Raw genomic sequence first — 12996 nt, 5'->3', positions numbered from 1 at the left:
AAAAGGCGGGTCCGTATCTCCACGGGCCCGCCCACAGGAGTCTGACATGAAGATGATTACCGCCGTGATCAAGCCGTTCAAGCTTGATGATGTTCGTGAGGCGATCTCGGAGATCGGCGTGCAGGGCATGACCATGACCGAAGTGAAGGGTTTTGGTCGCCAGCGCGGTCATACCGAGTTGTATCGCGGTGCCGAGTATGTAGTCGATTTTCTGCCCAAGGTGAAGCTTGAAGTGGCTGTTGACGAAAACCTGGTGGATCAGGTGGTCGAGGCCATTTCAAAGTCCGCCAGCACGGGCAAGATCGGCGACGGAAAGATCTTTATTACGCCGGTGGAGCAGGTCGTGCGTATTCGCACGGGCGAAACCGGACCGGAAGCGCTTTAAACCTTTGCCTTCCAGCGAATGAGGGATTTCAATCATGGAAATTGAACAGCAAGTTGTCGAACTCGCCTATGCGATGGACACCTTTTACTTTCTGGTGGCCGGTGCACTGGTGATGTGGATGGCCGCGGGCTTTACCATGCTCGAGGCCGGTATGGTGCGCACCAAGAGTGTGGCCGAAATTGCAACCAAGAACATCGCCCTGTATTCGATCGCCAGCATCATGTACATGCTGATCGGCTACAACATCATGTACAGCGATGGGCTGAGCTCCATTATCCCGGGGCTGGGCTTCCTGATCAGCGGCGACAACGCAGTCGCGGACGTACTGGGTAGCGGTGGCGACATCTACTACTCGGATCGTGCCGACTTCTTCTTCCAGGTCGTGTTCGTGGCCACTGCCATGTCCATCGTCTCGGGTGCCGTGGCCGAACGCATGAAACTGTGGGCCTTCCTGGCCTTCGCCGTCGTGCTCACCGGCTTCATCTACCCGATCCAGGGCTTCTGGAGCTGGGGTGGCGGTATCCTCGACCAGATCGGCTACCTGGACTACGCCGGTTCCGGCATCGTCCACTTCACCGGTGCCGCTGCTGCGCTGGCCGGTGTGCTGCTCCTCGGGGCGCGCAAGGGCAAGTACGGCGCGGATGGCAAGATCAACGCCATCCCGGGTTCCAACATGCCGCTGGCGACCCTGGGTGTGCTGATCCTGTGGCTGGGCTGGTTCGGCTTTAATGGCGGGTCCGAGCTGAAGGTGTCGGACATCGAGTCCGCCAACGCCGTGGCCGCCGTGTTCGCCAATACCAACCTGGCCGCGGCCGGGGGTGTGGTTGCCGCGCTGATCACCACCCGTCTGATCTTCGGCAAGGCCGACTTGACCATGGCGCTGAACGGAGCGGTTGCGGGCCTGGTGTCCATCACCGCCGAGCCGATGATGCCCAGCCCGGTCCTGGCGATGATCATCGGTGCCGTTGGTGGCGTGATCGTGGTGTTCTCCATCGTCGCCCTCGACAAGCTGAAGATCGACGACCCGGTTGGTGCGATCTCCGCGCACGGTACCGCCGGTATCTGGGGCGTGATGGCGGTCCTGCTGTCCAACCCGGATGCGACCTTCTTCGGCCAGATCGTGGGTCTTCTCGCCATCTTCGTGTTCGTCTTCGTGGCCAGCCTGATTGTCTGGGCGATCCTCAAGGCGGTGATGGGCATTCGCCTGAGCGAAGAAGACGAGGCCATGGGTGCCGATATCGCCGAGTGCGGTCTCGAGGCCTACCCGGAGTTCACGGGGAAGAGTTGATCCCTCGTTAACCTGAAACCGGGATCGGGCCGCGCGGCGGCTCGATCCTGAACAAGTCTCCTCCGACGCCGACAAGACAGTCTCCCACGACTTGGATGTTGGCCTTTTGGGCGCCCCTTCCCCGGGCGCCCTTTTTTGTTGGCCATACCGGGCGGGAGTGGGCCTGCCCGCGAAGCCCCTGCCCGCGCCGGACTCGCAGGTAACATCCCTCTGCAACCCGATCCCGCGTCCGCGCCTTTTCCGCGCAAGCAGCGTCTCCCGGTCCGGCCATTCATCCCAGTACCCTGGCTTCGGTTACGATCCGGTTTTCGCCGCACCGGAACCCTGTCGCATGGATCGCCTGCTGGACGTTCGACAACTGAAGACGCCACAGCTGGGCCCGCTGGACCTGGCGGTTCAGCCGGGCGAGCTGGTGCAGGTCACCGGTGCCTCGGGTGCCGGCAAGTCCCTGCTATTACGCGCCCTGGCGGATCTCGATCCCAACACGGGGGAGGTGATGCTGAACGGCGAGGCGCGCGACGCCATGCTGCCCGTCCAGTGGCGCCGGCGCGTTGCCTATGTGCCGGCCGAGACCGCCTGGTGGGGCGAGCGCGTGGACGAGCACCTGCCGGCCGACTTCTCGCGCGAGACGGCCCTGCACCTGCTGGAACAGGTCGCGTTGCCGGAGGCCTCGCTGGGCTGGGAGGTCGAGCGCCTCTCCAGCGGCGAGAAACAGCGCCTGGGCCTGGTGCGCGCGCTGCTGAACCGACCCCGCGTCCTGCTGCTGGACGAGCCCACCGCCAACCTGGATCTGGAGAACACCAAGCGCATCGAGCGCGCGGTGCGGGCGTATCTGGCCGAGGAAGAGGCGGCGGCGCTGTGGGTTAGTCATGACACGCTGCAGCGCCAGCGTCTGGGTGGCCGCATCCTGACCATCCGCGACGGCCAGTTGGAGGTCAACGCATGGACCTGATCTCGCTTTCCGCGCTGGATTTGACGCTGGCGGCGCTGCTGGTCGTTGCCCTGGCTGGCCTGACCATCTGGGCGCGCATGGGGCTGGGGCGCAGCCTGCTGATCGCCGGTGCGCGCACCGTGATCCAGCTGCTGCTGATCGGCCTGGTGCTGCAGACGCTGTTCGACCACGCGCACCTGGGCTGGGTGGCGCTGATGGCACTGATCATGGTGTCGATCGCCGGCTACGAGGTGATGGCCCGCCAGCAGCGCCGTTTCGCCGGCCTGTGGGGCTACGGGATCGGCGCGGTCACCATGTTCGTCTCGGCCTTTGCCGTCACCGTGCTCGCGCTGACCACGATGGTGGGCCCCTCGCCGTGGTGGGAGCCGCAGTACGCGATCCCGCTGCTGGGCATGTTGCTGGGCAACACCATGACCGGTATCGCGCTGGGGCTGGACCGCCTGACCCAGACGGTCTGGCGCGAGCGCCGCACCATCGAGGCCCGCCTGGCACTGGGCTCGGGCTGGAGCGAGGCCGTCGCCACGATGCGCCGCGAAGCCGCACGCTCCGGTCTGATGCCGACGATTAACGCGATGGCGGCCGCCGGCATCGTCAGCCTGCCGGGCATGATGACCGGCCAGATCCTCGCCGGCGCCCCGCCAGTAGAGGCGGTCAAGTACCAGATCCTGATCATGTTCCTGATCACCGCCGGCACCGGCTTCGGCACCCTCGGTGCAGTCTGGTTCGCCTCCCGCCGCCTGTTCGACACCCGCGAACGCCTGCGCCTCGACCGCCTCAAGCCCGGCCGCCACACGTAGCCGGGCGCCGTAGGGCGCATTTCGCATGCGCTCCATGCACCCTACGACGCCAGGCGGAGCGGAGCCCCCGTAGGATGCGCTGAGCGCAGCGAACCGCATCACAGGCGTTGGCTGGGGCCCCTGGGCTGGCAAACCACCGGGGCGGCTGGTCCCGTCAGGCGAACAGCTTGCGGCGGAAGAACTCGGGTGTGGCGCCGGCAGCGCGGTGGATGGCGGCATTGTAGTAGTGGGTGATGAACGTCGCCTCCTCGGCGGCCTCCTCGCGCAGGAACGAGGCCGGGCAGTCCTTCGCGGCGATGGTGCAGGTCCACCAGCCGGAGGGGTAGGTGGGCTGGGGGAAGTGCATCGTCAACGCATCGATGAAGCCGGCGGCGCGCAGGCTGTCGTGCATCGGGCGGATGATGCTCTCGGTATGCAGGAGCGGCGATTCGCTTTGCTGCACCAGCAGGCCATCCGGGCCCAGGGCCTTCACGCAGTCCTGGTAGAAGGCGGTGGAGAACAGTCCTTCGGCTGGACCGACCGGGTCGGTGGAGTCGACGATGATCACGTCGACGGAGCCGGGTGTGGCGTCCTGCAGATATTGCACACCGTCGTCGAACAGGAGCTCGGCGCGCGGGTCGTCGTTGGCGTCGCACAGCTCCGGGAAGTACTGCTCGGACAGGCGGGTGACGCGCTCGTCGATATCCACCTGCACGGCCTTTTGCACCTCGTCATGCTTGAGCACCTCGCGCAGGGTGCCGCAGTCGCCGCCACCGATGATGACCACGTTCTTCGGGGCGCGGTGCGAGTAGAGCACCGGGTGCGACATCATCTCGTGGTAGATGAAGTTGTCGCGGCCGGTGAGCATCACGCAGCCGTCGATCACCATCAGGTTGCCGAAGGCCTCGGTCTCGTAGATCTCGATCTTCTGGTACGGGGTCTGTTCCTCGTGCAGCTTCTGCTTGATGCGCAGGGACAGCGCCATGTTTTCGTGCGGTTCGCTGAACCAGTTGTTGTCGAGTGCCATTGGGCGGCTCCCCTTGCGGATGCGGTGGACGGTATGATGCGCCGCTATGATAGTGCCCTGTATCCTGCGGGCAACTCTGCTCAACCTGTCATTGCGAGGAGCCGCAGGCGACGCGGCAATCTCCCGAAGCGAGCACGGCGCTGGGATCCGGTGATTTTGACAAGAGATTACTCGCTGCGCTCGCCCTTCGGGCCGGCCTGTGGCCGTTCAATGCAGCTACGCTGCTTATGTGCTTCGTCGTTTCGCTCCTCGCAATGACGGGGCATTCCTAGCTCTGAAAACCCGGTATCGCCATGACCGTCACGCCCTGGAATCTGGATGAGGCCCGCGCCACCTACGGGATCGACCACTGGAATGGTGGCTTTTTCGATCTGAATGACGCTGGCCATGTGGCGATGCGGCGACCGGATTGGCCGGATCACCCGGGTGTCGATCTGCATGAGTTGGCCGGGCGTCTGCGCGAGGAGCATATCGGGCCGCCGGTGCTGGTGCGTTTCCAGGACGTGCTGGACGGGCGCGTGCGCCGTCTGGCGCGGGCCTTTGATGCCGCGGCCCGCGAGCTGGGCTACCAGGGCGCATTCACCGCGATCTATCCGATCAAGGTGAACCAGCAGCGCAGCGTGGTGGATCAGATTCTGGCAGCGGGCGATGCGCCGGATGCCGATGGCTTTACCCCGCGGGTGGGGCTGGAGGCCGGCAGCAAGCCGGAACTGATGGCCGTGCTCGCGCAGTCGCGTCCGGGCGCCGCGATCATCTGCAATGGCTACAAGGACCGCGAGTACGTGCGCCTGGCGCTGATCGGGCGCCAGCTTGGGCATCGCGTAAACATCGTGATCGAGAAGCCCTCCGAGCTCGAGGAGGTGATCCGCCAGGCCGAGAATATGGACGTTGCGCCGTTGCTGGGGCTGCGCGTGCGCCTGGCCTCGATCGGCAAGGGCAAGTGGCAGAACACCGGGGGCGAGAAGGCCAAGTTCGGCCTGTCCGCGGCGGATGTGCTGGGGATCCTGGAGCGCCTGCGCGGCCTTGGCTGGCTAGACCGGCTGCAGCTGCTGCACTTTCACATGGGCTCGCAGATTGCGAACATCCGCGACATCCAGAACGGGATGGGCGAGGCGGCCAGCTACTTCGCCGCGCTGACCGAGGCCGGGGCCGCACTGCAGGTGGTGGATGTCGGGGGCGGCCTCGGGATCGACTACGAAGGCTCGCGTTCGCGCAACGAATGCTCCATCAACTACTCGGTGGAGGAGTACGCGCTGAACATCCTGCGCCCGCTCAAGCGCATCTGCGAGGAGCACGGCCTGGCCATGCCCGAGGTGTTCAGCGAGTCCGGGCGGGCCCTCACCGCGCACCACGCGGTGCTGATCACCAACGTGATCGACTGCGAGCCGGCCCCCGGGGACGGCGATGTGCCGCCCGCGCCGGACGACGAGCTGCCCGAGATCGCCGCGATGCGCGCGCTGCTCGACGAGCACGAGCGCCCGGCCTCGGAGATCTATCACGACGCCGCCTTCGGCCTGGCCGACCTGCAGGCGCGCTTCGCCCGCGGGATGCTGTCGCTCGCGGACCGGGCGCGCGCCGAGGCGATCTATTTCGCTTTGTGCCAGCGCCTGCTGGCACAGCCGGACGCGCTGCCGGCGGAGATCCATGCGGAGCTGACCGACAAGCTGGCGGACAAGGTCTTTTGCAACTTCTCCGTGTTCCAGTCGATCCCGGATACCTGGGCGATCAACCAGATCTTCCCCATCATGCCGTTGCACCGCCTGGACGAGGCCCCGACCCGGCGCGCCGTGCTGCAGGACCTGACCTGCGACTCCGATGGCCACATCGAGCACTACGTAGAGCGCGAGGGCACGCACACCACCCTGGCGCTGCACCCGTGGCACCCGGGCGAGCCGTACTATCTCGGGATCTTCCTGGTTGGCGCCTATCAGGAGATCCTGGGTGATCTGCATAACCTGTTCGGCGATACCGACACGGTGAACGTGGAACTGACCGAGCAGGGTGGCTATCGCCTGTTGAACCCCGAGCGCGGCGATACCGTGGACGAACTGCTCTCCTACGTGCACTTTGCCCCGGACGACCTGCGCCGCGCCTTCCGCGCCAAGATCGACGCCATCGGCCTGCGCGGCGAGGCCGCCGGGCGCCTGCTGGCGGAACTGGAACACGGCCTGACCGGCTACACCTATCTCGAGGACTGAACCGATGCAGTGCTACATCTATCGCGCGACCAAGCGCGCCGACACCTATGTGTACCTCCCGGAGAAGGATGATTTCTCCGAGCTCCCAGAGGGCGTGGTTCGGGCGCTCGGTCGCCTGGAATTCGCGCTCGAACTCGAGCTGACCCCCGAGCGCACCCTGGCCCAGGAAGACCCGCAGAAGGTCCTGGCCAACCTGGATGAGCAGGGCTTCCACCTCCAGTTCCCGCCCCCGGAAGAAGACCGCTAGCCCTGACCCATCCGCTCCGGCCTTTCCGTCGGCGGGGGCCAGGCCCACTCCGTCATCCCGGACACCGCGAAGCGGTGATCCGGGATCTCCCCAGCGAGGAGACGGCCGCGGGAGATCCGGGCTCTGCGCTGTGCTTCGACCGGCATGGCGGGCGAGGTGGGCACGGATCGGCGCGGAATCTGCTCTGAAAACGTGGAAGTAGCAGCGCGCCAACGCATAACTCTGTATAGTGTCCGCCCTTTTGCCAGTATCTAGAGTTTGCATTCCATGACCGAGAAGCTTCGCAATATCGCCATCATCGCCCACGTTGATCATGGCAAGACCACGCTGGTCGACCAGCTCCTGCGCCAGTCCGGCACCCTCGACAAGCGTGGCGATCACGGCGAGCGGATCATGGACTCCAACGCCATCGAGAAGGAACGCGGGATCACGATTCTCGCCAAGAACACCTCGATCGAGTGGAAGGACTACCGCATCAACATCGTCGACACCCCCGGACACGCCGACTTCGGTGGCGAGGTCGAGCGCGTGCTGTCGATGGTCGACTCGGTGCTGTTGCTGGTAGATGCGGTCGACGGCCCGATGCCGCAGACCCGCTTCGTCACCCAGAAGGCCTTCGCCATGGGCTTCAAGCCGATCGTGGTGATCAACAAGGTGGACCGCCCCGGCGCGCGCCCCGACTGGGCCGTGGATCAGGTCTTCGACCTGTTCGATCGCCTGGGCGCGACCGACGAGCAGCTGGACTTCCCCATCGTGTTCGCCTCGGCGCTGAACGGCTTTGCCGGCATGGATTCCAGCGTCACCGAAGGCGACATGACCTGCCTGCTGGAGACCATCGTCAAGCATGTGTCCCCGCCGAACGTCGACGCGGAAGGCCCGTTCCAGATGCAGGTCTCCTCGCTGGACTACAACAGCTACCAGGGCCTGATCGGTATCGGCCGCGTGAAGCGCGGGCACATCAAGCCGAATAGCCCGGTGAAAGTGGTGGACCGCGAGGGTGGCGTGCGCAATGGCCGCATGCTGCAGATTATGGGCTTCCACGGCCTGGAGCGCGTGGAGGTCGAAGAGGCCCGCGCTGGTGACATCATCACGTTTACCGGGATGGACAAGCTGTTCATCTCCGACACCCTGTGTGATCCGAACCACGTCGAGGCGATGGAACCGCTCACCGTCGACGAGCCGACCGTGAGCATGACCTTCCAGGTCAACTCCTCGCCGTTCGCCGGGCGCGAAGGCAAGTACGTCACCTCGCGCGTGTTGCGTGACCGCCTGCAGGAAGAGCTCAAGCACAACGTCGCGTTGCGCGTCGAAGAGGGCGAGGACCCGGACAAGTTCAAGGTCTCCGGCCGCGGCGAGCTGCATCTGGGCATTCTGATCGAGAACATGCGCCGCGAGGGCTACGAGCTCTCCGTGGCGCGCCCCGAGGTGGTCATCAAGGAAGTCGACGGCGTGCGGCAGGAGCCTTACGAGGCCGTCACCGTGGACATCGAGGAGCAGCACCAGGGCACGATCATGGAGAAGCTCGGCGAACGCCGCGGCGACATGACCAACATGGTCCCGGACGGCAAGGGCCGCGTGCGCCTGGACTTCATCATCCCCTCGCGCGGGCTGATCGGCTTCCAGACCGAGTTCATGACCGCGACCTCCGGCACGGGCATCCTGCATCACATCTTCGACCATTACGGCCCGTACCAGCCCGGCTCGGTCGCCTCGCGCCAGAACGGCGTGCTGATCGCCAACGCCACCGGCAAGGCGCTGGGCTTTGCCCTGTTTAACCTGCAGGACCGCGGCAAGATGTTCATCGGCCCCGGCGAAGAGGTCTACGAGGGCATGGTCATCGGACTGCATTCGCGCGAAAACGACCTGGTCGTAAACGCGCTCAAGGCCAAGCAGCTGACCAACGTCCGTGCGTCCGGTACCGACGAGAACATCCAGCTCACCCCGCCGATTCGCATGACGCTGGAACAGGCCATCGAGTTCATCGACGAAGACGAACTGGTCGAGGTCACCCCGGAGAGCCTCCGCATCCGCAAGAAGTTCCTGGTGGAACACGAGCGCAAGAAGGCCTCCCGCGCCTCGGCGTAACCGCTAGCGCCAACGCCCCTCCAGGGGCCAAGGCAAAAAAAGCGCCCGGTCGGTTCATCCGCCGGGCGCTTTTCGTTGTGTATCGAGCCGCCGGAATGAAGGCCTACGTCATCCCGGAAATCGCAAAGCGATTATCCCGGATCTCTACGGGGTACCCGGGGCAGTGTGGAAACGGCGCCCGTATGAAGGAGATCCCGGCTCACCGCTGCGCGGTACCCGGGATGAAGGCGTGGGTGACCCGGATGCTGGCGAACGCCTGAAGGCTGCTACCAAAGGCACCGTATCGGGAAGGCATGGAGCGCGGGATCCACCGTCACCAATGGGACGCCTTCCAGCTCTGCCTGTGCCGCCAGCATCCGATCGAAGGGGTCGCGGTGATTCACGGTGTAAGCCCCGGCATGGATTGCATGTCGGTAACTCACGGCCATGTGCGTGAATCCGTCGGCGATGATTAGCTCATCAAATCTCTGAAGGATTTCGCCGCCGATATCGAGCTTTCCCAGGCGGTGCTTGGTGGCAATCTCCCATGCGCTGGCGGCACTCACGAGCACGGTGTTTTGCACGTCCCCGATCACCTCGCGCGCATTCGTGGAGAGCCGTGCGTCGTCGGTAAACCACCAAAGCAAGGCATGAGTATCGAGCAGGGTGCGCACTACCTTTCCCAGGCGGCCAGTTCGTCTTCCGGCAACGCGTCAAAGAAGGCATCCTCGACGCGGCCCTTGATACGCCCGGGTTGACGCTGCGGAGGAGCGGTTTCTAATGGAACCAGACGCGCATAGGGGCGGCCCGATTTGGCCAGAATGATTTCCTCGCCGTCATGCGCGCGCTTCAGAAGTCGCGATAGATGCGTTTTCGCCTCATGTACGTTGACCGTTGTGCTCATGATTGTCCTCGATACGACTTAGTCATGAGACTTAGTCTATCCCTCGCCGCAGTGCGGAGCAATCGCGTTTGCGGGGCGGCGGGGTCCGTGGGATGTGGGGCAAAAGGCAAGGTTTGACCCCGTAGCTTCGCGCTGGTCCTTGCGAAGCGTCTTGACGCTCAAGGGGCATGTTAAGGCCGAACGGGGATGGGGCGGACTGGTGGGCAAGGCAGAGGTCATGGGGCAAAAGGCAAGGTTTGACCCCGGCGCTGCGTTGACCCCGTAGCCCGCTGACGTGTGACGTGAACAAGAAAAAGCCCTGACCTCTTATCGAAGCCAGGGCTGGGTCCTGCAGGGGGCTAAATCCATCTCCCCGTTACTGTCGTAGGCGTCGCATCCACACGGGCGTGTGGGGCCTGTGCAAGGCGTTAAACCTCTGGTTCGAGTCTTAACCCTCGTCGCCGGGTGGCGCTTCGCATTCGCCTCCGATCGGGTCGATCTCCAGGAAGCAGTAGTTTTCGCCGCTGTTGCCTGTGTAGTCATTTTGGATCGTTTCCTCGAACCAAGTGACGTTGTGTCCGGGAGCTTCTTCGCCTTGGGTGTCCAACATACGGCTTCGGCAGCTGTTGTTGCCACCCGTGCCGGCGAGCAAAAAGAAGTGCCCTACGTAGTCATCCGGAACGAAGGGGTCTCCATACAGGCCGGGTTCGTCAAATAGTGCCGTGATCGCCTGTGGCGCATCGTCTGGAACCTGCGTACCGAGATGCATGACCTCTGGCGTTGTGATTTCTGGGCCGTCTCCGATGCCGTAGGCCCGCGTCCCATCGTAGCCGCGGTATCGGCGTCGTAGGGATTCCACCGGCTCGCGGGAGTTCCAAGCCACCGTATCGTTGACCGTGGGATCCCCCACGCAGAGGTCGTTGGGCATGTTGGTGACGCCACCGTCTTGGTTGACCACCCCGATGTTTCCGAACCAGCCAACCCCGACGTAGCACCGATAGAAGATGCCTTGGATATTGGAGTAGTGTGGATGGTCCTCATTGCCGACGGAACCTGGCGGGTTTCCATCAGTGAGGGGAGTATTTACACAGTGTCCGGAGTCGGAGAGATCGACGCGGATGTCTTCCAGTTCTTCTGACGTCATGTCGTAGGCGAGCAGAAGGCCGCTGATGGTGCTGAACCCGGGGGTGCGCGTCTCCAGCAGGGGGGTGTCCTCGGCACCGGTGGTATCCACCAGTTGGATGCGGCCGTCGACTTCGCGGATTTCGTAGTCTCCGCCATGGAGTTCCGTGGTCGTTTCGGCGTCGGCGCTTTCGATGAGCTCACCGGGGCGGCGGGCGGCCCCGGACGGGCTGCCGATCAGGTTCTCGCCGGCCAGGCGGCCGCGGGCGAGGTTGATCGAATTCAGGGGGTCGTTCCATGCGACCGCGCTGCTCAGGGTGACGTTCTGGGGGTCACCCCGCGAATCGGTCCAGGCTACCTCGACTTCGACGTCGGCATAGCCTTGATAACCCGGGTCGGAAGGATCGAGTACCGCCGAGGTGTTGATGGGGTAAGGGTTCACCGACACGTTGAATGTCGCGTTGATCCCGGGAATCCCGGTCTCTTCCAGTGTGGTGGCCACAACGGCGAACCCGTGGGTGTCGTCCTGGTTATCGCCCGCTTCCAGGTGATTGCGCAGGGCATCCATACGGGATTCGGCGATCTGCATGGCCTCCGCCCGCGCCTTGGATTCCGCCGTGCTGGCGGTCAGCTCGCCATGCAGCTTGGCAATGGCCAGGAGCCCAAAGCCCAGCACGGCGAGGGCGATCAACGCCTCGATGAGGCTGATGCCGCGTGACTGTTTCTTTCGATGGTGGTTCATTGTTTTCCCTCGAACGCTGGTTTGCGCGGACTAGTTGCTCCAGTCGCGCCACGTGCCGGACATCATGCCCTTGGCACCCGAGCTAGCACCGCCACCTGCAGCCACGGGGTCGAAAACGAAATTCGGGCGCCCGCTGACGGTCGCGGTGGGGTCATCGGTGATCTCGGCATCGCCTTCGATAATGGTTGCGCCGTAGAATTCTGGGTTCCCCGAGCCGGTAAGGTTGCCGGCGACATACAGCACCCCGTGGAATTCCTCGAAGAAGCCGGCCAACCTCAGGTCGCCGTCGACAACCAGGACCACCGGGTTATCGCGGTTGCCGACCTGGCCTCTGATCGTGACTTCCCCGCCTTGACCGTCGATCCAGATCGTCTGCCCCCATTTGTCGTAGGAAATCGAGTTGCCATCGCCATCGGTTTGGTCGAGATCGCCTTGGTCGAGTCGGTGGGCGGCGACGTTCTCGCGGTATTGTTCCTTGGTGTAGCCCATGAAATTTTCAAAAAAATCGTCTCCGCTGCCCTGGTTCAGGCCGGGGTCGAAGTCGACAACATCAAGACCGATCTGGTCCTTGGCGCTCATTTCGAGGTAGCGCGGATCCATATTGTTCGGCCCGGGAGCGGGGACGTCTTCCTCCAGCGTTGGTGGTGGCTCCGTCGGGTCGCGCATGTAGGTGGTGCCCGCTGCGCCCGAGATGTCTGCCTCCCTGCCGGATCGGATAGTCAGGTTGGTGTAGGCGTTGTAGATCCCCACGTTGCCTGCCACGTCGATCCCGCCCCGGGCCAGCAGTGGATTGTCCGGGGGGTTGGCTACGGCCGGCCCGGCCTGCATCCCGACCATCAGCGCCTTGCGGCCGGAGCGGTCGTCGCTCCAGCCACAGGCGAACACCACAGCCTCCTGCAGGGTGTCGCCCTCCAGAGGTTCAGAGGTTCCGTCCCAGGTCTTGCGGAATTGGTTGATCGTGCTCTGAGCCGGGAAGTTGTTCGGATCCGCGGGGCACACGTCGTCGATCGTGCCAAGGGCGTCGCCCGAAACCTCTGCATCGAGGAATGCCACGCGGTATTCGCCGGTAGCGAAACCTTGGTCCTCAGAGAGTACGGTGGGCACTGAATTCTGCTGCATGTAGGCCATTGCCCGTTCCAGGCCAGCCTGCGCGGCGACGTTGGTCTGTTTCATGCGGACTTCATTGCCCGACATGCGTTGTTCGAGCACGGCCGTCTGCGCGGTAAAGATGACTACGAGTGTCACGCTGATCATGATGATCAGCGCGATCAGCAGGGTGGCCATACCTCCCTGTCGCCGGCCGAGATGATTG

At 64.1% G+C, this 12996-nt stretch carries 12 protein-coding genes; 7 read left to right on the top strand and 5 right to left on the bottom strand.

The annotated features are described in order from the left end of the window. The first annotated feature begins 46 nt into the window (after positions 1-46). From D578_RS0106580 to fetB, 4 genes are all read left to right on the top strand, one after another. Positions 47-385 (top strand): P-II family nitrogen regulator, encoded by a 339-nt coding sequence (locus D578_RS0106580; RefSeq protein ID WP_012981610.1) that lies wholly within the window; start codon positions 47-49, stop codon positions 383-385. A gap of 34 nt (positions 386-419) precedes the next feature. Beyond that, entirely contained in the window at positions 420-1673 is a 1254-nt protein-coding gene (locus D578_RS0106575; protein WP_018949176.1) for an ammonium transporter, read from the top strand. A 331-nt stretch (positions 1674-2004) separates the two neighbouring features. Next, complete coding sequence (locus tag D578_RS0106570; protein WP_018949175.1) at positions 2005-2625, top strand: ATP-binding cassette domain-containing protein; 621 nt, start codon at positions 2005-2007, stop codon at positions 2623-2625. Then, the gene (gene fetB / locus D578_RS0106565) at positions 2616-3422 is read left to right on the top strand and encodes an iron export ABC transporter permease subunit FetB (protein WP_018949174.1); all 807 of its coding nucleotides are present in this window, start codon (positions 2616-2618) and stop codon (positions 3420-3422) included. Before D578_RS0106570 ends, fetB begins: the two co-directional genes overlap by 10 nt. A gap of 154 nt (positions 3423-3576) precedes the next feature. Here the strand turns inward: fetB and speE are convergent, their stop codons facing one another. Then, a complete protein-coding gene (speE, locus tag D578_RS0106560) occupies positions 3577-4428 on the bottom strand; it encodes a polyamine aminopropyltransferase (RefSeq protein ID WP_018949173.1) in 852 nt (283 codons plus the stop codon). A 293-nt stretch (positions 4429-4721) separates the two neighbouring features. On the opposite strand from speE, the gene speA reads away from it, so the two are divergent. The 3 genes from speA to typA all read left to right on the top strand — a co-directional run bounded on the left by speA (position 4722) and on the right by typA (position 8958). After that, on the top strand, positions 4722-6626 hold the full coding sequence (gene speA / locus D578_RS0106555) for a biosynthetic arginine decarboxylase (RefSeq protein WP_018949172.1): 1905 nt from the start codon (positions 4722-4724) through the stop codon (positions 6624-6626). Between the two features lie 4 nt (positions 6627-6630). Continuing rightward, positions 6631-6873: a YcgL domain-containing protein gene (locus D578_RS0106550; protein ID WP_018949171.1), complete on the top strand. Its 243-nt coding sequence runs from the start codon at positions 6631-6633 to the stop codon at positions 6871-6873. 267 nt (positions 6874-7140) lie between these two features. Further along, a complete protein-coding gene (gene typA, locus D578_RS0106545; RefSeq protein WP_018949170.1) occupies positions 7141-8958 on the top strand; it encodes a translational GTPase TypA in 1818 nt (605 codons plus the stop codon). A 266-nt stretch (positions 8959-9224) separates the two neighbouring features. Here the strand turns inward: typA and D578_RS0106535 are convergent, their stop codons facing one another. The 4 genes from D578_RS0106535 to D578_RS0106520 all read right to left on the bottom strand — a co-directional run bounded on the left by D578_RS0106535 (position 9225) and on the right by D578_RS0106520 (position 12968). Next, entirely contained in the window at positions 9225-9611 is a 387-nt protein-coding gene (locus D578_RS0106535; protein WP_018949168.1) for a type II toxin-antitoxin system VapC family toxin, read from the bottom strand. After that, on the bottom strand, positions 9611-9841 hold the full coding sequence (locus D578_RS0106530) for a type II toxin-antitoxin system Phd/YefM family antitoxin (RefSeq protein ID WP_018949167.1): 231 nt from the start codon (positions 9839-9841) through the stop codon (positions 9611-9613). Before D578_RS0106530 ends, D578_RS0106535 begins: the two co-directional genes overlap by 1 nt. Before the next feature lie 427 nt (positions 9842-10268). Continuing rightward, complete coding sequence (locus D578_RS0106525) at positions 10269-11684, bottom strand: prepilin-type N-terminal cleavage/methylation domain-containing protein (protein WP_018949166.1); 1416 nt, start codon at positions 11682-11684, stop codon at positions 10269-10271. A gap of 30 nt (positions 11685-11714) precedes the next feature. Then, entirely contained in the window at positions 11715-12968 is a 1254-nt protein-coding gene (locus D578_RS0106520) for a PilX N-terminal domain-containing pilus assembly protein (RefSeq protein ID WP_018949165.1), read from the bottom strand. Positions 12969-12996: the final 28 nt, after the last annotated feature.

The organism is Thioalkalivibrio sp. ALMg11 (assembly GCF_000377905.1).
GTDB lineage: Bacteria > Pseudomonadota > Gammaproteobacteria > Ectothiorhodospirales > Ectothiorhodospiraceae > Thioalkalivibrio.
This window is presented reverse-complemented; position numbering and strand designations above follow the sequence as displayed.

Coding starts and splice junctions, on each gene's coding strand:
- D578_RS0106580 (WP_012981610.1), top strand. CDS start 47: ATGAAGATGATTACCGCCGTGATCAAGCCGTTCAAGCTTGATGATGTT.
- D578_RS0106575 (WP_018949176.1), top strand. CDS start 420: ATGGAAATTGAACAGCAAGTTGTCGAACTCGCCTATGCGATGGACACC.
- D578_RS0106570 (WP_018949175.1), top strand. CDS start 2,005: ATGGATCGCCTGCTGGACGTTCGACAACTGAAGACGCCACAGCTGGGC.
- fetB (WP_018949174.1), top strand. CDS start 2,616: ATGGACCTGATCTCGCTTTCCGCGCTGGATTTGACGCTGGCGGCGCTG.
- speE (WP_018949173.1), bottom strand. CDS start 4,428: ATGGCACTCGACAACAACTGGTTCAGCGAACCGCACGAAAACATGGCG.
- speA (WP_018949172.1), top strand. CDS start 4,722: ATGACCGTCACGCCCTGGAATCTGGATGAGGCCCGCGCCACCTACGGG.
- D578_RS0106550 (WP_018949171.1), top strand. CDS start 6,631: ATGCAGTGCTACATCTATCGCGCGACCAAGCGCGCCGACACCTATGTG.
- typA (WP_018949170.1), top strand. CDS start 7,141: ATGACCGAGAAGCTTCGCAATATCGCCATCATCGCCCACGTTGATCAT.
- D578_RS0106530 (WP_018949167.1), bottom strand. CDS start 9,841: ATGAGCACAACGGTCAACGTACATGAGGCGAAAACGCATCTATCGCGA.
- D578_RS0106525 (WP_018949166.1), bottom strand. CDS start 11,684: ATGAACCACCATCGAAAGAAACAGTCACGCGGCATCAGCCTCATCGAG.
- D578_RS0106520 (WP_018949165.1), bottom strand. CDS start 12,968: ATGGCCACCCTGCTGATCGCGCTGATCATCATGATCAGCGTGACACTC.